This is a genomic window from Amycolatopsis pigmentata (assembly GCF_042684065.1).
GTDB lineage: Bacteria > Actinomycetota > Actinomycetes > Mycobacteriales > Pseudonocardiaceae > Amycolatopsis_E > Amycolatopsis_E pigmentata.
In genome coordinates, this window is the sequence record NZ_JBHUKR010000015.1 from 225,614 (window position 1) to 244,074 (window position 18,461).

Annotated in this window: 23 protein-coding genes and 1 tRNA gene; 14 read left to right on the plus strand and 10 right to left on the minus strand. The window is 64.2% G+C overall.

From position 1 onward, the window contains the following. The 3 genes from ACFSXZ_RS26850 to ACFSXZ_RS26860 all read right to left on the minus strand — a co-directional run bounded on the left by ACFSXZ_RS26850 (position 1) and on the right by ACFSXZ_RS26860 (position 2,950). A complete protein-coding gene (locus tag ACFSXZ_RS26850; RefSeq protein ID WP_378267974.1) occupies positions 1-2,085 on the minus strand; it encodes an MGH1-like glycoside hydrolase domain-containing protein in 2,085 nt (694 codons plus the stop codon). Positions 2,086-2,234: 149 nt separating this feature from the next. Next, entirely contained in the window at positions 2,235-2,705 is a 471-nt protein-coding gene (locus ACFSXZ_RS26855) for a thioesterase family protein (RefSeq protein WP_378267975.1), read from the minus strand. Then, positions 2,699-2,950 carry a hypothetical protein gene (locus tag ACFSXZ_RS26860; RefSeq protein ID WP_378267976.1) on the minus strand — a complete coding sequence of 84 codons (252 nt, stop codon included), beginning with the start codon at positions 2,948-2,950 and terminating at the stop codon, positions 2,699-2,701. The genes ACFSXZ_RS26855 and ACFSXZ_RS26860 overlap by 7 nt, the downstream gene beginning before the upstream one ends. 821 nt (positions 2,951-3,771) lie before the next feature. Between ACFSXZ_RS26860 and ACFSXZ_RS26865 the strand changes: the two genes are divergently transcribed. Together ACFSXZ_RS26865 and ACFSXZ_RS26870 are read left to right on the plus strand one after the other, a co-directional pair. After that, positions 3,772-4,545 (plus strand): TIGR03084 family metal-binding protein, encoded by a 774-nt coding sequence (locus tag ACFSXZ_RS26865; RefSeq protein ID WP_378267977.1) that lies wholly within the window; start codon positions 3,772-3,774, stop codon positions 4,543-4,545. 61 nt (positions 4,546-4,606) lie between these two features. Beyond that, positions 4,607-5,260, plus strand: coding sequence for a class I SAM-dependent methyltransferase (locus ACFSXZ_RS26870; protein WP_378267978.1), 654 nt, complete (start codon positions 4,607-4,609; stop codon positions 5,258-5,260). On the opposite strand, the gene ACFSXZ_RS26875 is transcribed toward ACFSXZ_RS26870, so the two are convergent. Further along, positions 5,247-5,999, minus strand: coding sequence for a maleate cis-trans isomerase family protein (locus ACFSXZ_RS26875; protein WP_378267979.1), 753 nt, complete (start codon positions 5,997-5,999; stop codon positions 5,247-5,249). The two genes, ACFSXZ_RS26870 and ACFSXZ_RS26875, sit on opposite strands and share 14 nt — an antisense overlap. A 16-nt stretch (positions 6,000-6,015) precedes the next feature. Next, positions 6,016-6,537, minus strand: coding sequence for a DUF7660 family protein (locus tag ACFSXZ_RS26880; protein ID WP_378267980.1), 522 nt, complete (start codon positions 6,535-6,537; stop codon positions 6,016-6,018). Positions 6,538-6,702: 165 nt separating this feature from the next. On the opposite strand from ACFSXZ_RS26880, the gene ACFSXZ_RS26885 reads away from it, so the two are divergent. Both ACFSXZ_RS26885 and ACFSXZ_RS26890 read left to right on the plus strand, forming a co-directional pair. Next, entirely contained in the window at positions 6,703-7,026 is a 324-nt protein-coding gene (locus tag ACFSXZ_RS26885) for a tyrosine-type recombinase/integrase (protein WP_378267981.1), read from the plus strand. A 697-nt stretch (positions 7,027-7,723) separates the two neighbouring features. After that, positions 7,724-9,202: a P-loop ATPase, Sll1717 family gene (locus ACFSXZ_RS26890; RefSeq protein WP_378267982.1), complete on the plus strand. Its 1,479-nt coding sequence runs from the start codon at positions 7,724-7,726 to the stop codon at positions 9,200-9,202. 62 nt (positions 9,203-9,264) lie between these two features. Here the strand turns inward: ACFSXZ_RS26890 and ACFSXZ_RS26895 are convergent, their stop codons facing one another. Continuing rightward, complete coding sequence (locus tag ACFSXZ_RS26895; RefSeq protein ID WP_378267983.1) at positions 9,265-9,507, minus strand: helix-turn-helix domain-containing protein; 243 nt, start codon at positions 9,505-9,507, stop codon at positions 9,265-9,267. A 131-nt stretch (positions 9,508-9,638) separates the two neighbouring features. Here ACFSXZ_RS26895 and ACFSXZ_RS26900 point away from each other — a divergent pair, with 131 nt between their 5' ends. Further along, the gene (locus ACFSXZ_RS26900; protein ID WP_378267984.1) at positions 9,639-9,938 is read left to right on the plus strand and encodes a winged helix-turn-helix domain-containing protein; all 300 of its coding nucleotides are present in this window, start codon (positions 9,639-9,641) and stop codon (positions 9,936-9,938) included. Between the two features lie 15 nt (positions 9,939-9,953). Continuing rightward, positions 9,954-10,532 (plus strand): HD domain-containing protein, encoded by a 579-nt coding sequence (locus tag ACFSXZ_RS26905; RefSeq protein ID WP_378267985.1) that lies wholly within the window; start codon positions 9,954-9,956, stop codon positions 10,530-10,532. Here ACFSXZ_RS26905 and ACFSXZ_RS26910 read toward each other — a convergent pair. Both ACFSXZ_RS26910 and ACFSXZ_RS26915 read right to left on the minus strand, forming a co-directional pair. Beyond that, on the minus strand, positions 10,501-10,971 hold the full coding sequence (locus tag ACFSXZ_RS26910; protein WP_378267986.1) for an NUDIX domain-containing protein: 471 nt from the start codon (positions 10,969-10,971) through the stop codon (positions 10,501-10,503). The genes ACFSXZ_RS26905 and ACFSXZ_RS26910 overlap by 32 nt on opposite strands. A gap of 4 nt (positions 10,972-10,975) precedes the next feature. Then, the gene (locus tag ACFSXZ_RS26915; RefSeq protein ID WP_378267987.1) at positions 10,976-11,725 is read right to left on the minus strand and encodes an XRE family transcriptional regulator; all 750 of its coding nucleotides are present in this window, start codon (positions 11,723-11,725) and stop codon (positions 10,976-10,978) included. A gap of 174 nt (positions 11,726-11,899) precedes the next feature. Here ACFSXZ_RS26915 and ACFSXZ_RS26920 point away from each other — a divergent pair, with 174 nt between their 5' ends. From ACFSXZ_RS26920 to ACFSXZ_RS26950, 7 genes are all read left to right on the plus strand, one after another. Next, positions 11,900-12,223 (plus strand): hypothetical protein, encoded by a 324-nt coding sequence (locus ACFSXZ_RS26920; RefSeq protein WP_378267988.1) that lies wholly within the window; start codon positions 11,900-11,902, stop codon positions 12,221-12,223. Positions 12,224-12,329: 106 nt separating this feature from the next. Further along, the gene (locus ACFSXZ_RS26925; protein WP_378267989.1) at positions 12,330-13,073 is read left to right on the plus strand and encodes a hypothetical protein; all 744 of its coding nucleotides are present in this window, start codon (positions 12,330-12,332) and stop codon (positions 13,071-13,073) included. A 12-nt stretch (positions 13,074-13,085) separates the two neighbouring features. After that, positions 13,086-13,904, plus strand: coding sequence for an FtsK/SpoIIIE domain-containing protein (locus ACFSXZ_RS26930; RefSeq protein ID WP_378267990.1), 819 nt, complete (start codon positions 13,086-13,088; stop codon positions 13,902-13,904). A gap of 50 nt (positions 13,905-13,954) precedes the next feature. Then, positions 13,955-14,209, plus strand: coding sequence for a hypothetical protein (locus ACFSXZ_RS26935; protein WP_378267991.1), 255 nt, complete (start codon positions 13,955-13,957; stop codon positions 14,207-14,209). Positions 14,210-14,227: 18 nt separating this feature from the next. After that, positions 14,228-15,733: a replication initiator gene (locus tag ACFSXZ_RS26940; RefSeq protein ID WP_378267992.1), complete on the plus strand. Its 1,506-nt coding sequence runs from the start codon at positions 14,228-14,230 to the stop codon at positions 15,731-15,733. Between the two features lie 16 nt (positions 15,734-15,749). Next, positions 15,750-15,926, plus strand: coding sequence for a helix-turn-helix transcriptional regulator (locus tag ACFSXZ_RS26945; RefSeq protein WP_378267993.1), 177 nt, complete (start codon positions 15,750-15,752; stop codon positions 15,924-15,926). Positions 15,927-15,937: 11 nt separating this feature from the next. Further along, positions 15,938-17,140: a tyrosine-type recombinase/integrase gene (locus ACFSXZ_RS26950; protein ID WP_378267994.1), complete on the plus strand. Its 1,203-nt coding sequence runs from the start codon at positions 15,938-15,940 to the stop codon at positions 17,138-17,140. A gap of 81 nt (positions 17,141-17,221) precedes the next feature. On the opposite strand, the gene ACFSXZ_RS26955 is transcribed toward ACFSXZ_RS26950, so the two are convergent. Next, positions 17,222-17,294 (minus strand) — tRNA-Asn (locus ACFSXZ_RS26955). Positions 17,295-17,417: 123 nt separating this feature from the next. On the opposite strand from ACFSXZ_RS26955, the gene ACFSXZ_RS26960 reads away from it, so the two are divergent. Further along, positions 17,418-17,645 (plus strand): hypothetical protein, encoded by a 228-nt coding sequence (locus ACFSXZ_RS26960; protein WP_378267995.1) that lies wholly within the window; start codon positions 17,418-17,420, stop codon positions 17,643-17,645. Positions 17,646-17,699: 54 nt separating this feature from the next. Here ACFSXZ_RS26960 and ACFSXZ_RS26965 read toward each other — a convergent pair whose 3' ends face one another. Continuing rightward, a complete protein-coding gene (locus tag ACFSXZ_RS26965; protein ID WP_378267996.1) occupies positions 17,700-18,458 on the minus strand; it encodes a trans-aconitate 2-methyltransferase in 759 nt (252 codons plus the stop codon). Positions 18,459-18,461 lie beyond the last annotated feature (3 nt).

The window sequence follows — 18,461 nt, forward strand, 5'->3', positions numbered from 1 at the left end:
TCATCCGGCCCGCCAGCTCCCCAGTTCGGTGATGCCGACCGCGCCACCGTCCACTCTGGACGCCAGGATGCGGAGCCCGTCGGTGTGGACGGGGGGTTGGACCGTGATCCGGTTGACGCGGCCGCGGATCGGCGCCTGGGGTGTTCGCACCTGCCGCGGGAGGCTTGCCCACGAGCCGTCCGCTTTCCGGTACCGCACCTCGTAGGAATCGGGTGTGCGAACGCCTCCGCCGTCGTCGTAGAACGAGATCCGGACGTCGGAAACGCTGATGGCGGCGCCAAGATCGACCTCGAGCCAGTCCCGCGCGTTCGGACTGCCGTAGTTGGTCCACCGTGTCGAAGGAACATCGAGGAAGAAGTCCTGTCCGTCGACCGCGTTCGACGGCTTGTCACCCGGCCAGGTGTAGGAGGCGGAAGCCACCGCACTGTTGGCCAGATCGTTGACGACCCGCGCCGGTTTCCGTGGCATACCATCAGGAACCGGGATGTCCACCGGGCTCAGGTCCGGCTGGCGACGCACGAGAGCGCCGTCCACCCAGACGCTCAGTCCCGCGCCGTGACCGTAGACCTGCCCGCCCCGGTCCCACGCGATCGTCAGGTTGTGCCCGTGGTAGGGGACGTTCTCCGCCGCGAAATGGTCCCAAGTGGACGGTGCGAGAGGTGAAATGCGGACGTCGTCGCCCTGTTGCGGCCGGATGCCCAGCAGGCCGGAGAGCACCAGGTCGTTGAACGACGAGTGGTTGTAGTCCTCACTGTGGCCGGGCGAGTCGTAAAGCCACCGGTCCTCGTCCGGGTGATGTGCCTCCGCCACATAGGGCCGGCCGTTCTTCCGCTGTGTCAGGGCATAACCGTGGAGCAGATCGTAGAAGTCCTCTTCGCCGACGTAGGGTTGCGGTGGATAGTCGATCAGCAGGTTCGCCAGCGCGGTCAGCGTCTGGCTCGTCGCGTACGGCCAGCTCGGACCCGACCAGTGGCAGCAACCCTGAAGCGCGCCGTGCAGGTACCAGGGGCTTCGCCGTTCCACCGTGGCCGGGCCGAACGGGGCCGCGAAACCCGCCGGGTCGCGCAACTGCGCCCACGCCGCGGCGTCACCCGGCGGCGCCATGTGGAAGTACCACGGAATGAACCCGATCTCCTCCCGGTCGCCGATCTTGGCGCGCGTGGGGTTGTCATCGCGCATCACGTGCTTGTAGAACTGGCCGCCGCTGTCCCACAGGTAGCGTTCCTGGTTCGCTTGAAGGGATCGCGCGTCGTGCTCGTACCGGTCGGCCAGCAGCCGGTCACCACTCGCGCCCCGCAGGCGCAGCAGGCTCGCGATGGCCATCGCGTCCCCGTACTGGTAGGCGTTGAGCGTGGGCCGGAAGCCGGCGCCGCCGTGATACGGATCGGGGCTCTGGTAGGAACTCGCCGTGTATTCCATCGCGTCCCACACCGGCACCTGCCAGTACAGGCCGAGCTGATCGTCGAACTGAGGCGACCACGCCGCCCACTGCCGCCGCAGCTCCGGCAGCCGGTCCACCGCGAAGTCCCGCCGCCCGTCCACCGAAGCACGCGCCAAGACAGCGTCCGCGGCCCAGAACGAGTACTCGTGAGCCCAGTCGGTGGTGTTGGGGTTGAGCTCTTCCGTCGCCGGCTTGTCCTTCGAGCCGCTCCCCCGCAGCCAGTAGTCGATGTAGTCGTCGAGGTAACGGCTGTCGCGCAGCCATCGCCCCTCGTAGATGTGGTGGCCCGCCGCGGCGTCGATGCCGCCTCCGGGCGCGGAATAGCCGACCGGGCCGAGGAACTCCGAAACGATCCAGCCGTCGCGGGCACCGGTGTATTTGAGCGCTTCCTTGTACGTACGCCACCGGTAGTAGTAGGTGTCCTCGATCGCCTTGTCCGGCAGGTCGACGAAGGGGATGTTGGCCTCGTACCAGTCCGGCTCGACGAAGCCCGCCAGTTTCGCGGAATGGTCCAGCAGGTGCGTGCCGGGACCGACCTGGGGATACATCGGCGGCGCGGGTGCGGCTCCGGCCGTCACCGGCGGTGCGGCGATCAGGCCCGTGAACAGGGCGGCCACGACACACACGTGTCGAAACGCTGGCATGCGGCGGCTCCTCGTGATCGCGCGGCAACCCACACGAAAACGGTAAGCCTCTGCGAGGACCCCTGTAAATGGTCTAAACAAGCATCTGCCGTCAGGGACCGGAACGCGGTGCCCCGGCCCCTGACGGCGGTGTCGACGAGGGAAACTTCCTAAATCCCCAGGCCGACTATGCTTCTCACATCCTCATGGTCTTGCCCCGCCACAGGCGACCTTGCTTCGGCCGGATGTTTGCCGTGCAGGCGGCGGCGTTCGAACTCTGCCTGGTCGACGACTACGAACCCGAGGTGCGCGCTTCCGACGAGTTCGAATCCGTCGTGCACCTCGACCTCCCATTCGCTGTAGGGACCGGAACGCGAGACGCACCGCGCCGCGAGGGCGATCCGGGCCCCGATGGGAATGGGGCCGGTGTGTCTCAGATGCTGGAACACGCCGAGGGAACACTGGTGCGGGCCCAGTCCCTCGCGCAGTTGTTCCATGCAGGGCCATTCGCACACCGCCACGAGGCGGGCGCTGGCCATCACCGCGGGCTTGTGCCGGCAGAACTCCGGACTGAGTTCGATCGCGCGGACGGAGTCCTTTTCGGTGACGGTGTAGATCACGGTGCGAACCGGGATCACCATGTTGTGCCGTCCTCGGCACTGTGGTCCGAGCCAGGCAGGTGTCCCTGCGGCTGGATGCAGATCCAGCCCAGGTGTTCGGTGTCGGCCGGCACGGAGGTGAGCAGTTCTCCGCACAATCCTTCCGCGGGTTCGGGAGCCGCGCTCGTGGCACCTGCTTGGACAGGCACGACCGCGGGATAGGCGAGTTGCTTGTCACGGTCACTGATCACGGTGGGGGTCGTGGCGGAGGTCGTGGTGATCGACATTGCTGTTTCCCTTTCAGTTGATAGTGATTCATGCCGCGGAGGAGGTCATGTGGTGTCCGTAGGGTCGAAGGAACCGGAGAGCCTGAGGCTTTGTCCGGGGGTAGTCGTGTTTCGGATACTGGTGTCGGGTGGCCCGTCGCCTCGGAGTGGGCGAGGTAAGAAGACTGTAAGTTAGTTCCTGTCCAAGTTCGATGGGCTGGCGTCAAAAATGACCCATTTGGACGGACGTCAATTGGTGATCCGCGGGCATTGGTAACGGAGAGAGCGCGGTAGCGTTGCGGTTGGCTTGCCAGGACGTAACTATTGTGGTCCCTGTCGAAGGAACGACCGCGCGGAGTGCTTCGATAGTGCTCCGGTGGTGCATGAAAAATTCACTGTGACCAGCCTCGCAGCCGACGTGGAAGCCAGGCCGAAACGGTGTACTTTGTGGACACCCGCGTGACCTCACGGGATCAGCGCGGACGTGGTTCGAACCATGTCCACGACAAATGTCCGTTCGGGTGACCGAGTTCCGGCCTTTCCGGCTGCCGAACCAAGCACACCCTCACCCATTCGCGGAGTGACCAGCGAAGGTCCCGAGTCGGGATGTATCCCACATAATGAGAAACACCACCGACAGTGACCTTCACCCGGGGACGGCATCCAGCGAGAGGAGTGCCGAAGCCTCCGGGCATCCCCTCACCAGTTTCGCTGTGATTCCCGTCCCGACAACCAGTTCGACTTGCCGAAGTCAAGATCAGGTAACCTGACGACGACAAATCAACGTAACCTGTTCCACAGAGGCAGGGCGTTGCCGGCGAATGCGTGTGAAGGTGCTGCCGATGCTGAACTACGGCCTCGACATATCCGGCCTGGAGCGCGAGGTCGCTCTGGCCGATCTGGTGGCCGAAGGAGAGGAGCTCGACGCCCTCGTATCAGCGCAGAGCGACTGGACCAAACCAACACCGGCGGCCGGATGGACGATCGCCCACCAGATAGCCCATCTCACCGCGGCTGACGCGAACGTTCTCGTCGCCATCCGAACCCCCGAGGCGTTCGACGCCGTGCTGAAGCAGGCAGAAGCCGCCGGCAGTCGATACGCTGATCTCGACGCCGACGCGGGAGCGGCCAAACCGCGATCGGTGCTCCTGGAAGAATGGCGTGCCGGTCGCACCGAGCTGGCGGCGGCGCTCGGTGATGTTCCCGTGAACCATGGATTTCCGTGGTTCGGCTCGCGGGTGAGCGCGGCGCTCATGGTACCGCTTCGGCTCATGGAAACGTGGGCTCACGGGCAGGACGTTTTCGATGCGCTGGGCGTCTCGCGCCGTCCGACGGGCAGGCTGCGGCACGTGGCGTCGCTGGGAGTGATAGGGCGAGGATTGTCGTTCTACGCTGCCCAATTGCCCGTTCCTGCAGAGCCGTTCCGTGTCGAACTGGCTGGACCTGACGGCGAAACCTGGGTATGGGGCCCAGAAGATGCCCGGCAACGGGTTCAGGGAAGTGCCCTCGACTTCTGCCTTCGAGTCACCCAGCGCAGGCCACGAGCCGCGACCGATCTCACCGCGGCCGGCGAGGACGCACAGAAGTGGCTGGATATCGCTCGCGTGTTTCTCTGACCGCGCCTGGCGGCGATACTGAACCGGATCAGGCTCGGACGAGCACGGAGGAGGGACGACGATGTCCAGACGACCGACAAGCCCCGCCGGCCATCCATCCGACCACCGCCGGCAGACCAGTCATGAGCGGCAGGCGGGTCAATCCTGGGATGCTTCTTACCACGACGGCCCCGCCCCCTGGGACATCGGAGAGCCCCAGCCGGCCGTCGCGCGGCTGGTGACCGATGGCGGATTCACCGGCGCGGTGCTGGACGCGGGCTGTGGTACCGGCGAGAACACGCTCCGTGTCGCCTCGCTCGGGTTGCCGGTTCTGGGCGTAGACGTAGCCGAGACCGCCTTGGCGATCGCACGGAAAAAGGCCGCTGCCCGCGCAATCGATGCCGAGTTCGCCCTGGCTGACGCGTTCCGGTTGGACCGGCTGGGCCGCACCTTCGAGACTGTGCTGGACTGCGGCCTGTTCCACACCTTCGATGCCGAGGAACGGCGGGACTACGTAACGAGCCTGGCGTCGGTGACCCGGCCCGGCGCGACGCTCCACATACTGTGCTTCAGCGACGTCGGCCCGGAAACCGGCCCGCATCCCGTCAGCGAAGAAGAGCTGAAAGCCGCGTTCGACTCCGTTTGGAACATCACGTCCATCAGCCCGGAAACACTGATGGCCAGGTTCACCACGGATGGCGCGCCGGCCTGGCGCGCGACCATCAAACGGCTCTAACCGGTTTGACCCCCATGAGCCGTTGGCCCGGCCCGTCGGGTTCGAAACCGATCGCGTGCAACGCGGCCCACAACCCGGCCTGATTCGCGGTGACCACTGGCTTACCGAGCTGGTCTTCCAGCGGGGCAACGATGTCGTAGGTCGGCAGCGCCGTGCAACTGACGAAAACCGCCTCCGCGTCGGGATGATCCCCCGCCGCGACGAGCTCAGCGACGGCGGCGTAATCCACAGCACCGACCGTGAGCGCGTCCAGCCCCAACCCGCGGGCGGCCACGACGTCGACCCCCGCCTCGCGAAGAAACCCCGCAAGCCGCGCGCCAACCGGCTCGATGTAGGGATGAACGACGGCAACACTGCGCACCTCAAGCGCCGCCAACGCGGCCAGAACAGCCCCCGATGTCGTCACCGCTCGCGGCGCACCCGCCTCGCGCATCGCCGCCCGCAGCGCGCGTTCACCGTCGTGGCCGCCGACGAAGCTGCACGCCGTGCACGCATACAAGACCACCTCCGCGCCCAGGGGTTCCCGCGTGACCTCCCGCGTAGGGCGAGCGACCAGCGTCGGGCTGTTGAGCCCGGACACCATCGCCAACGGATCGCGCATCGGCACAGGATCAGTGCGAGCGATATACAAGGACACGGTGTCAGGCGCCCACCGCCACAGCTCCCGGTCACGCATGAAGTCGAACGAGGCGACGACACCTACTCCGGTCTGAGGAACCGGTCCCTCGGCGATTGCCACGGCGTCTCCCTTCTCATCAGGCAAGTCCGCGCACGAGCGACTTGCCCGCATGAATCGCAACCGGCACCACGAGATTCCCCGGCCACTGTGGAGTGTCCATTTCGGACCTAAATCTCGTGAGCCCGAGTTTCACCGCTGGTTTGACGGACTCGCCGATGACTGTTCCTGCCAGTGAGCCAGGTCGTGGCGAGTAGTCAGGGTGTCGGGATGGTTCGACAAGCAGTTCCTCGAACGCCATCGCCGCAGCGGCCAGGGTGATCCAGACACCGGCCCACACGAATGGATCTTCCTTGCGGTGCTCGCCTGCCTCGTAGGACCGGGCGCGCTTGCCGGTGCAGCTACTCGTAAACGGTGGCTGCCCGCAATGCAACTGCGACCAGCTCCCAACTGCTCCACGGAATTGCCTTTTGCGTCGAGCGTAATAGCCGTCCGAGTCGATCAACCATGCCACGAGTGCTTCAAGATAGTCCGGCAACGTCTGGTTACCCCAGTTGGCCGGCGGGCCGTCCGACCAATCGTCAAGCAGCTCCCGAGCCACCCGAAGCAAGACATCCCTGTTTCGCCCCCTGCGGCGGAAGGGCAGCCGGGAACACCGCAATCGTCATCGGGATCTGCCCAATGGTGCTCGAACTCGTAGTGGAAGCACACAAAGTGCATCCCCTCGAAGACACCGTAGTGGTCACGGCTGCGCGTCACAGGCCGATTGCAGCGTCGACACACCGGCGCAGGCTCACCTTCGTTCACTGATGGAGGATGGCACGGCCACAAGGAACCGCGGAAACGGCGCCAGGGGATGTGGCATGACTGGGACGTGTGGTCAGCAGGACAAAGAGACCGGAGCCGCGTTCATGATCTCCGCCACACCCGCGCCACTCTTTTGCTCATGGACGGCGCCACTATCCGCGAGGTCACGGATCAACTCGGCCACGCCTCGATCACGACTACCGCGAACATCTACGGGCACGTGCTCGACGAGGCGAAACGGAAGATGGCCGGGCGCATGAGCAGGCTCGCTGACCAGGACTGATATCAACCGTGGATGTAGAGAAGGCCCCCGATGATCTTGGGGGCCTCTTTACTGCTGCTCCCCCGGTTGGACTCGAACCAACAACCCTTCGGGCCTCTTCCAGCCCCTCCCGCCACTGCCGGTTGCCCCCGGAAACCGCCTATGACCTGGTCCGATGTAGCCAACCGTGATCGCGTTGACTCCTACACTGACCGGTCATTTTCGGTCGTTTCTGGCGGGTAAACGGCGGTTCGGTCGAGCCAAGCCGCGCTCGGGAGTCCGCGCCGTCCGCCAACCACGCGCCACCTTCCCCGCGATCCACAGCCGCCCATAGCCGGGACGGGCGCTGTCAACCCTGTAACCGATTACGCCCCTCCTGCGACGTACGTTCCGTGACGTTGCGTGTACAAGACGATCACTGGGGGCGTGATCGGCGCGAAGCGGGGTTGACAGCGTTCGGCCCGGCTTTGACCATCCGGCGATCGCGGGGAAGGTGGTCCCTCCGGAAGTCGCCGACGATGAGGACCCCTGCACCTTCTGACGCCCTCCGCGTCCCGCGCGCGGTGGCCGACGGCGTTCGGCGCGGCCGTGCAGAGCGAAGCGGCCCAGCTCGGCCGCGCGCCAGTTCGGCTCGCGCGCCCGCCCGGTAGGGCGGCTTGAAGACGTACAGAAAGTCCTCACAACCACCTGACTACAACCGACTGAGGGGATTGATCTGATGCGAGTCAGTGAACTCTTGTCTGACCTCGACCTGGGCTCATCAGTGGCGGAGCACGATGAACTACTGGAGCGATACTTCATCGAGACCGAGACGTTCCGAGCGGTCATCCGAGACAAAGCTGACGTAATCGCAGGCGACAAGGGAACGGGGAAGAGCGCACTCTATAGAATTCTAAGCAAGAGATACTCTGACATCCCCGAGCTTTTTGACACAGAAATTCTTTCGGCCTTCAACATTGCAGGCACTCCCGTCTTCCAGCGACTGTACGAGGCTGACACACTGACAGAAGATGATTACATCAACGTCTGGAAGACTTACTTCTTCTCCCTGGCAGGAAACTGGCTACTGGAGCTATTTGACGGAGACTATATAGATGAGATGCAAGCCATCGAGAAAATTCTCTCTGATTCGAATTTGAGGACTGCCGACGACAGCCCGAGCGGCGTGTTTTCGAGGCTGGTCAACGGGATCAAACGGGTAATCAGGCCGAAGTCAATCCAAGGAACAGCTAAAATCGGCCCAGCAGAACTAAGTGGGACTCTAGAATTTTTCGGACCAGTCTCCGAATCTACCGGCTTGTCTCGCTATGACGATGCGCTCAGAATACTCGACGCAGCGCTACAGAAGTCCGAGATCAAGCTATGGCTCGCCGTAGACAGACTAGATGAAGCATTTCAAAGCAGACCTCAAATGGAAACTCCCATCTTACGAGCGCTTTTTCGATGTTATCTCGACATGCAAGAATTCAACAACGTTAAGCTAAAAATCTTTGTGCGACGAGATCTATTCGGCCGCATCATAAAGGGAGGGTTCGTCAACTTAACGCATGTGAATTCACGGAAGATTGAAATACGATGGGATGATAGCGATCTTTTTAGTTTGCTACACAAACGGGTTGCCGAGAACGAGCGATTCATCAAGAAACTGGGTATTAATTCAACCTCGGCCGACGACCTATTTAGTGTTTTATTTCCGGAAAAAGTAGATTACGGAAGCAAGAAGCCAATTACCTGGAACTGGATAGTGCGAAGAATAGGCGACGCCAACGTTAAGCCTCCTAGAAATCTTATTGATTTGATCCTGAAATCGCGCGAAGCGCAGCTTCGGCGAGAAGATCGTCATCACCGCGACTACGAAATCGGGGTTCCGCTAATACAGTCAGATTCAATAAAGAGAGGACATGATGCCCTCAGCGAGCAACGCGTAGAAGACACCCTACTCGCCGAGGCTGGCGAATATTCAGAGATCATTGAACTGTTCCGCGATGGTAAAGCCGAGCATAACACCTCGACTCTCCAGGAAATCCTAGGCAAGGATTACCTGGATCACATTAGCTACTTGCAGGGCGTCGGCTTCCTCGAAAAAATTGGCGAAAATTATAAAGTTCCAGCGCTATATCGAAGAGGATTGAGAATCAAGCAAGGTAAGGCATTTGCGCCTGGCAACAACGACGAAGACGTTGCTGAAGACGATTGAGAGGTAGCCAGGTTTAGAAACTCGACCCGCAGGGGCGGTCTCTCATATCGCTTTTGCTTGCCTCATTGTGCATCGATGTCGAGTCGCGATAGTAGCGTTCCAAACGATGCCTCGAGCGCGCGTGCAACATGCCTCAGTTCGATCACGTCCAACCGTCGCTCCCCCGACTCGTACTTGCTGACGAACGACTGGGGCACGTCGAGTCGCTCGGCGACCTGGGCCTGGGTCAGCCCGGCTTCGTGCCGCAGCTCGCGTAGGACGCGGCAGAGCTGCTGGTACTCGGCCGAGTAGATCGACTTCTCCACCGGTCAAGGCGACCGTAGCGGTGACGGATATCCCAAAATCGGATATTCTCTGTGTCGCGTCCTGTCGCACTGCGTTCTGACCTGCGGCGGGGCGCATGGCAACCGCACGGTCGACAGGAGGGAGATACACGGTGGCGGAACAGCTCACCGACGAGGTGACGATGGACGTGGACGTCCGGTTCGACCCGGATGGCGAACCACAGCGCTACATCTACGAGAGGTTGGCGGCGCACCTGGCCGGCCTGATCAGGTCGGGCAAGTTGAAGCCCAAGAGCCTGCTACCTGCGGAACAGCGTCTGGCCGACGGGTGTGGGGTCTCGCTTGGGACGGCTCGGCACGCAACACGGCTCCTGCGAGAACAGGGCCTGATCGTGACGGTCCGGTCCAAGGGCAGCTTCGTGTGCGACGCGAGTGCATGGAAGGATTCCTGACGCTACGGTGGCAACATGTCACTGACCTCGTGGGCTTTTGACATCTCGGCGGCGAAACTAGCTGACACGCTGCCTCGACGGTGGTCCCACGTTCAAGGCGTTGCCCGGCAAGCCCGAACTTTGCGGGAAATGGCCGGGTCTGATGCAGATCTCCTGGAAGCCGCAGCCGTCCTCCATGACGTCGGCTACGCCCCGGACCTTGTTGATACCGGCTTCCACCCCATCGACGGCGCTACCTACCTCGCCACGATTGACGCTCCCGAACGGCTCATTCACCTCGTCGCCCACCACTCTTACGCGATCTACGAGGCCGAGTTACGCGGCTTGTCCGACGAGATAGCCGACTTCCATGACGAGCGTGGCTCGATCCGCGATGCGCTTTGGTACTGCGATCTCACGACGTCGCCGGACGGCGAAGAAGTCGACGCTGAGTACCGCATCGCGGAGATCAAACAACGTTACGGGCCGGGCACCCTGGTCACCCAGTTCATCACCGGAGCCACACCCGAGCTGCTGGCGGCCGTCGAGCGCACCAAACGGCGTGCAGAGGCGGCCTCGGTGGCTAGTCGAGATGGACGCTCGTTGGGTTCGTGACGCCGTGGTTGATGCGCGCACGCATCGACGGGTGGATGTTGAGGGCGTCCAGTTGATCAGGGGCGATCCAATGCACTTGCCGTGACTCGGAGCTTGGCCGTAGTTCTCCCCCGGCCGGACGCGCGTGGAAGGCCAGCGAGAACTCTTGCCGCACTTCCCCATCGTCGTAGGCGATGACGTGCTTCGGGTCGGAGTAGATCCCGCTGATGCCGGTGACCTCGACGCGCAGGCCGGTTTCCTCGAACACTTCCCGCCGGACGGCGTCTGTCACTGACTCGCCGATGTCTTGTGCGCCGCCTGGCAGCGCCCATAGGCCGTTGTCCGTGCGCTGGATCATCAGCACCTCGCCGGCCTCGTTCCGCACGATGGCGGTCACCGCGGGGACGATGCTGTTCGCGGCCGGGGCCGTGGGGTCGTCGTAGTAGTCCTTCTTCGGCACTCGTTCAGTCCTCCCACGTGTGCGGCTTGGCGTCCTCCCACACGGCCGTGAAGCTGTCCGCGTAGGTGGTGAACAGGTCTCCGGCCGAAAGTCTGCGGAGGTGCAGCGCGGGCGCGTGAGGTGCCATCTTGCCGTAGACGTGCGGGTTGACGATCATCTCGTCGTCGAATCGGTAAATGCTGTTATACAGCACGGTTCCGTGGGTCCGGATCTCGATTCCCGGCACGGCGTCGAGCTTCCGGAAATAGGCCAAGGCGTGGTCGATTTTCGCTGAGATCGTGTGCGGGCCGATCCCCTCGTCGGTGCTGCGTTGGATGACGGCGGGTGCGTCCCGGTCGCCAAAGAGCAGGCGGATGCGGGCACCGTTCTTGGCCTTGATTTTCAGGCTTTGCAGTAGGCCGGGCTTTTCGGTCATGAACATGCCGACATACACCAGCATGTCGACGTAGGTCGTCGCCTGGGCGAGCAGCCGGTCCCATAGGCCAGCGGGTACGGAATTACGGTGCGGGTAGACCTTGACGATTTCCGACTTGCTGACTTCTGACGCTTTGTCGTCGTCGAGCGCATCGGGCCAGAGATAGGTTTCGTTCTCCCGCAGAATGGCGGCGATCTTGTGGCGTGACTTCGCGTAGGGCGTTCGGCCCTTGGTGATCCAGCGCTCTACCGTCTTCGGGTCGACCGAGATACGCTCGGCCAGCGCGTCCGGCGTGAGCCCGTTCGACAGGAGTGCGTCACGTAGCCGGTCGTTCGCCATGATCCTCCCCCCTGGTACTTCTCGGGACGTCTTCAACGTAACACAGACGTCCCTAGATGTCCTTCTGTGTGGTAAAGCCGTCCCCCTCTTGGCGGGCATCGTGAAGGAACGCACTGCAGAGCGGCAGGGAGCGGTGCAGGCCACCACAGAGCGATTACCGGGAGGACAGCAGTTATGCGTCTACTGATCGACACTTCGAACGTCACGTTCACGGTGAGCCGTGAAGTCCAGCCGAAGACCGACCAAAACGGGGTGCAGCGTACCGAGCGCGCCACCAATGCCCCGATGTGGGCCGTGCAGCTCGTTGCCATGGACAGCTCCGGCGCGGAGGTCATCACTGTGACCGTTGCGGCCCCACAGCCCCCGAAGGTCACGGTCGGCGCCGCCGTCAATCCGCTTGAGCTGCAAGCGATTCCGTGGGCACAGAACGGTCGGAACGGCGTCGCTTTCCGCGCGACCGACATCAAGGCCGTGTCCGGTTCGAAGTCGGGTTCCTGACCCGCTTCATCGGCGGTGCAAACCAGTTGTCATTCCGGGAGAGGCATGGGACCGGGGGCTCCTCGGTTCCCTGCCCTCTCAGTAATCCGCCTGGAGGTGCGGAATCATGAGCAAGGCTATTCGTCGTCCGCGTGGCGCTCGTCGTATCGACGTCATGGAGGTTTGGTACGCCCCGAAACAGTGGTGGCCGATTCTCGTCCTGGGTGTCCTGGTTCGCTGGCGGGTCGAGATCGTCCTGACCGTGGCATGGCTGACCGGCATGGCGTGGCTGTTCCACGAGGTCGGGCCGACTGCGGCGTGGTTCATCTTCGCGGGGCTCGTCGTGGTGATCGCGCTGGTTCCGGCGACGAGGTGGTTCGTCTTCGCGCGGTTCTGGTGCGTGCTCGACCGGCACCGGTTACGTACCTGCCTGCGGCAGGCGCGGGCTCGGACGATGAACCTCGACGGCGCGTTGCCGTTCATGCTGTGGGCGCGGCCGGCCAAGACCGGTGAGCGGGTCTGGCTATGGACTCGTGCGGGCTCATCCGCTGGCGACATCGAAGCCGTGTTGGAGTACATCGCACCGGCCTGCTACGCCCGCGAGGCTCGGGTGCACACCGTGCGGAGGCTCTCGACGCTGTTCGCGGTCGACATCGTTCGTCGTGACCCGCTCGACAGGTCGACGCCGATCGACTCGCCGCTGGCCAAGATCGCCACTTTCGTGGGCCGCAAGAGCGCTGCGGAGGGAACGGAACCAATCAGGGCCGCAACCGTCGTTCCGCTTCCCACCACGCCGAAGAAGGCGACGCGCGAACCTTCCCGGCCGTCGGTCGTGGCCAGCGGTGAAGACCTCTCCGACTACATCGACTGAGAGGAGGCGGTCATGCTGACACGCAAGAACGAAACGATCCCGGTCGCCGGGCTGTCGATCTACGAACCGGTTCACCTCGGGATCTACGAAGACGGCTTCGGCGTCGACATCGAGCTGATCTACCGCAACATCCTGCTTGCCGGTGAGCCCGGCTCTGGGAAGTCGGGCGGGCTGAACAACATCGTGGCGCACGGGGCCTTGTGCCCGGACGTGTCGCTGTGGCTGCTCGATGGCAAGCAGGTGGAACTCGGCCTCTGGCGGGACCTGGCCGACGTCTTCATCGGCCCGGACATCGACGGCGCGCTTCTGGCGCTGGAACGGCTCCAAGCCGAGATGAACCGGCGTTATGCCGAACTCGACCGGGTGCGGCGACGGAAGATCGCCCAGTCCGACCCGATCGACGTGATCATGGTCGTCATTGACGAGTTGGCCCTGTTCTCGGCCACGATGGGCACCAGGGACCAGCAAGACCAGTTCGTTCGGCTGTTGCGTGATCTCGTCGCACGCGGTCGGGCTGCCGGGGTCATCGTCGTCGCGGCGACGCAGCGGCCCTCGGCCGACATCATTCCGACCAGCCTGCGGGATCTGTTCGGCTACCGGCTGGCGTACCGGTGCACCACCGACTCATCGTCAGACATCATCCTCGGGCGTGGCTGGGCCGCCCAGGGTTACGACGCAAGCAAGATCGCTCCCGAAGAGCGCGGCGTCGGCCTGCTCCTTGCTGAGGGCGGGTTTCCTCGCCGCATGAAGACCGCCTATCTCACCGACGCGCACATTTATTCGCTCGTCGACTACGCGCGCCAGTTGCGTACGAAAAAGACCGTCGCCTGACCTCGGTTTCACCATTCCGCAATTCACGTTGCAGGAGAGGACTGTCCACAATGCTCAAAGCCACGATGCCGATCGCGACCGGCCCGGACGAAATCTGGGTGTTCGTCTCGATCTGGACCGGGGCCGTGGACGTGGCCCGCATGGCGCACTGCCCCGACTCGCATCGGTTCATCGCGCTGCCCATCCATGTGTTCAACCCCGGCGCCGTGCTGCCTACCTACACCGCCACGGGCGAACTCGTCCCCGGCTTCCGGTGGGCCACGGTCGCCGACATCGAGGCCTACCCCGACCTGTTCACCTCCTGACCGGAAAGACCGCACTACGTGACTGTCTCGACCACGCCATTCAGCCCCACCGCAACGCACGCGGCGGGGCTGGGCGCCGTTGCCGAGCCCGGCACGCTCCACCGTGACCTTCTGGCCCGCGCGTCCCGGCCTGGCTATCGCTGGTGGCTGGCTCACGTCATGCCCGCAGCCGCGTGCTCCCGCCCGGTCCGGCTCAGGCTCGAAGCTACCTGGCACGGCGAACACGGCTCGGAGACCGAGCGGGTTACCGACGAGATGCCTGACGGGCTGCTCTACGTCGCCTGCAAAAACCGGCGCGGCGCCGAGACCTACCGGGCCGACACGTATCACCTGGTCAAGGCCGGTCTCGTCGGCGGTAAAGGTGTACCCGAAAGCGTGACCGGGCACCCGTGTTTCTTCGTCACCCTCACCGCGCCGGCCTTCGGTCCGGTCCATACTCGCGTTGTCGGTGCCAATGGGCAGGTCCGCCCCTGTCACCCTCGCCGGTACGCCGCGCCATGTCCGCACGGGCGGCCCTCGGAATGCTGGGAGCGCCACGCGGCCGACGATTCCCGCGTCGGTGAACCCATCTGCCGAGACTGCTACGACTACGACGCTCAGGCCGTCTGGAACCTCCATGCCGGTGAGCTGTGGCGGCGCACCACGATCACGCTCAACCGGCATCTCAAGGCCGCCGCCAAAGACCGGGGCGTCAAGGTGCGACTGTCCTACGCGAAGGTGGCCGAGTATCAACGGCGCGGCGTCGTGCACTTCCATGGCCTGATCCGTCTTGATGGTCTCGACCCGGAAAGGCCGGATAGCATCATCAAGCCGGACCCCTCGATCACGCCTGAACTGCTGCGCAGCTACATCGAAACCGCTGCGATCGTCACGCGCTTCACCACCGCGCCACACCCCAAGAACCGGTCCGGCTGGGCGCTCGCCTGGGGCCGACAGGTCGACATCCGCCGCGTTCACCTGGCGGCGACCGATCACGACGACAACGGCACCCTCACCACGAACGCCGTCGCGGCCTACCTCGCCAAGTACGCCACCAAAAGCACCGAGGAAGCCGGACACGTCTCCCGCCGCATCCGGCAGTTCGACGCCAACGTCTACGCCCAGCAGGACACTCACCAAGCCCGCCAGCTCGCCGCCTGCTGGCGTCTCGGGCAACGGCCTCTCTACTGCACCAGCGCCCAGCAACGCGAGCACTGGGACAACGGCTGGGGCCGTCTCCAGCGCTGGGCACACATGCTCGGCTTCGGCGGGCACTTCTCGACCAAGAGCCGCCGCTACTCCACCACGCTGACCGCCCTTCGTGCGGTCCGGAAAGCCTTCCAGCGTGGCGAAGTCCCTGACCTGACCGCGCCTGCGGACGTCGACACGGCGGGCGACGAGGCCGAAGTGACCTTGAACTGGCTGTTCGACGGCGTCGGCTGGCTGACCATCGGCGACGCGGCGCTGGCCAACACGGCGGCGGCCAAAGCCCGCGAACGCAAACAGACGGGACGTGAAGAAGTCGAGGAAACCATTGGTCAATAAGGAAAGAGGTGCTGTAATGAGTCGGCTTTGGACAGTCGGCGACGTCGCGGTCTTCCTGGGTGTGCCTGTCAAGACGCTCTACGAGTGGCGGACGAAAGGCTACGGCCCGAAGGGTAGGCGTGTCGGCAAGCACGTGCGGTACAAGCCCGAAGACGTCATCGCGTGGTTCGAGTCCCTCGATCACGCGGTCTGAAAGGAGCGTCGATGCCTCGGCCCCCGCTGCCAATCGGCACTTACGGCGTGATCCGCACGAAGCTGATCGCGCCGAAAACCTGGGAAGCCTCTGCACGCTTTCGCATGGCTGACGGTCGGTTGAAACGCGTAGGCCGCACGGGTCGCAGCAAAGCTGACGCCGTAACACGACTCAAGAAGGCCATGACAACGCTCGCCGCAGAGGTGCGCGGTGACGAGATCTCCGGCGATACGCGAATGAAGCGCATCGCGGAGATGTGGACGGCAGAGCTGGACCGAGAGGCGAACCTCGGCGACCGCTCCCCCGGCACGGTCAGGAATTACCGCAGCCAGTTGAAGAACTGGATCACTCCAGCCATCGGGGAGCTACAAGCCCGCGAGTTGACGGTCACGACCTGCGACCGGCTGGTGAAGAAGGTTCAGGACGCGACCAGCTACGACACGGCCAAGAGTGTCCGAGCCGTCCTCACCGGCCTGTGCAGCTATGCCGTCCGACACGGCGCGATGGCGCTCAATCCGGTGCGCTCAGTCGGGCGGCTTGCTCGGGGTACGCAGAAAGAGGTCGTGGCACTCGACCGTGACCAGTGCAGCGACTTGCTGATGAACCTTGAACGGCTGGCCGACAACAAGCGCACGGACAGCCGCGGACGAAGCATCGGATCTCGGGCTCAGGTGTGGCAGGACTTGCCGGACATTGTGCGGACCATGCTCGCGACGGGCGTCCGTCTCGGCGAACTGCTGGCGCTCACTGGTAACGATGTCGACCCGCAGGAACGGACGGTAGCGGTCGGGCATCACCTGATCCGGGTCAACGGCCAGGGGCTCGTCCGGGCCGCCAATCGCAAGGGCAATCAGTCTGGGCTCCTGCTGCGGCTGCCGGAGTGGTCGGTATCGATGTTGCGGCGGCGAAAACTGGCCTCGGGCGGCGGTCCCCTGTTCTCGACGTGGAACGGCGAGTGGCTGGACCCGAGCAATGTGATTCATCGCATTCAGGAAGCCTTCGCCGATGTCGGTTACGGGTGGGTTACATCACATGTCTTCCGCAAAACGGTGGCCTCGGTGCTGGACGAGGCCGGGCTTCCGCTGAGCGCGATCGCGGACCAGCTCGGCAACACACAAAAGGTCGCTGACAAGCACTATCGCAAGCGGCGCGTGGCCAACGAAGCCTCGGCGGCGGCGCTCGAAGGCATGTTCGGCGAAGACACCGGCGCCTGATGAAAGTGGCGGGTTTCTGGCGGGATGAGGCCGAATCGGCCTAGAGATGAAAGAGCCCCAGGCCTCTGACCTGGGGTGAAGCTCCCCCGGTTGGACTCGAACCAACAACCCTTCGGTTAACAGCCGAATGCTCTGCCAATTGAGCTACAGGGGAACGCTGTGTGACCGGAGCAGTCCGGCCAACGGAGAGAAACTCTAGCGCACCGCTGATCGTGTCCTGCAGGCACCCCTGAGACCGGGGGACAATGGGTAACCGGGGTAGCGAGGAGGCGTGGTTATGAAGACGTTCGCGTTGGGAGCCCTGGTGGGCTACGTGTTCGGCACCCGGGCCGGCCGGGCGCGGTATGAGCAGATCGTCCGCACCTACCGCAAGTTCGCCGACCACCCGGCGGTGCAGGGCGCGGCGGGGGTGGTGCGGGCCAAGGTCGGCGCCAAGGTGGGCGAGCGGGTGCCGTTCGTGCACGGGAACGGGCACCGTACGTCCGAGGCCGCGGCCAGCCGGTAGGCCGGACGACGCGAGCCGGAAGGCCAGTCAGCCGAGAGCGGCCAACCCCACGGGCTACGGGATGCGGGCGACGGCGAAGACGCGGCGGAACGGGAACCACGTGGTGCCGTCCGCGCGCGGCGGGTAGGCGTCGTCGAGCAGGGGTTTGAGGTCGTCCCGGAACCGGGCCCAGGACCCGTCCGAGAGCGCCGCGCGAACGGGTCGGAGTGCCGATCCGCTGATCCATTCGAGCACCGCGTCCGGGCCGGTCAGGCGCTGGATGTAGGTGGTCTCCCAGGCGTCGATCGTGCAGCCCGCGTCGGTGAACAGGTCGGCATAGCCCTGGGCGTCGTCGATGGAGTCGTCGCCGCGGAGCGTGACGCCGCCGAGTTCGGGCGCCCATCGGTCGGCGACTTCCCGGGCGAGGGTGTGGGCGGGGGCGATGTGGTTGCCGGGGACCTGGATGGCGAGCCACGCCCCGGAAGGGAGCGTCCGCGCCCAGCGTCGCAGCAGGTCCCGGTGTTCGGGCACCCAGTGCAGAACAGCGTTGCTGACCACGACGTCGGTGTCCTCGGCAGGCACCCAGTCACGCACGTCGAGCAGGCGCGCGTCCACGCCCGCCGCCCGCGCGGCTTCGACCATCTCTGGTGAGCTGTCACTGGCGTCGATGACCGCGCTGGGCCAGCGTTCGGTCAGGGTCTTCGTGAGGTTGCCGGGTCCGCAGCCGAGGTCGGCGACGCGCCGCGGGCTGGTGCTGCCGACGCGCGAGAGCAGTTCGTAGAACGGGCGGGCGCGCAGGTCGGCGTAGTCGAGGTACTTTCCGGGATCCCACATACA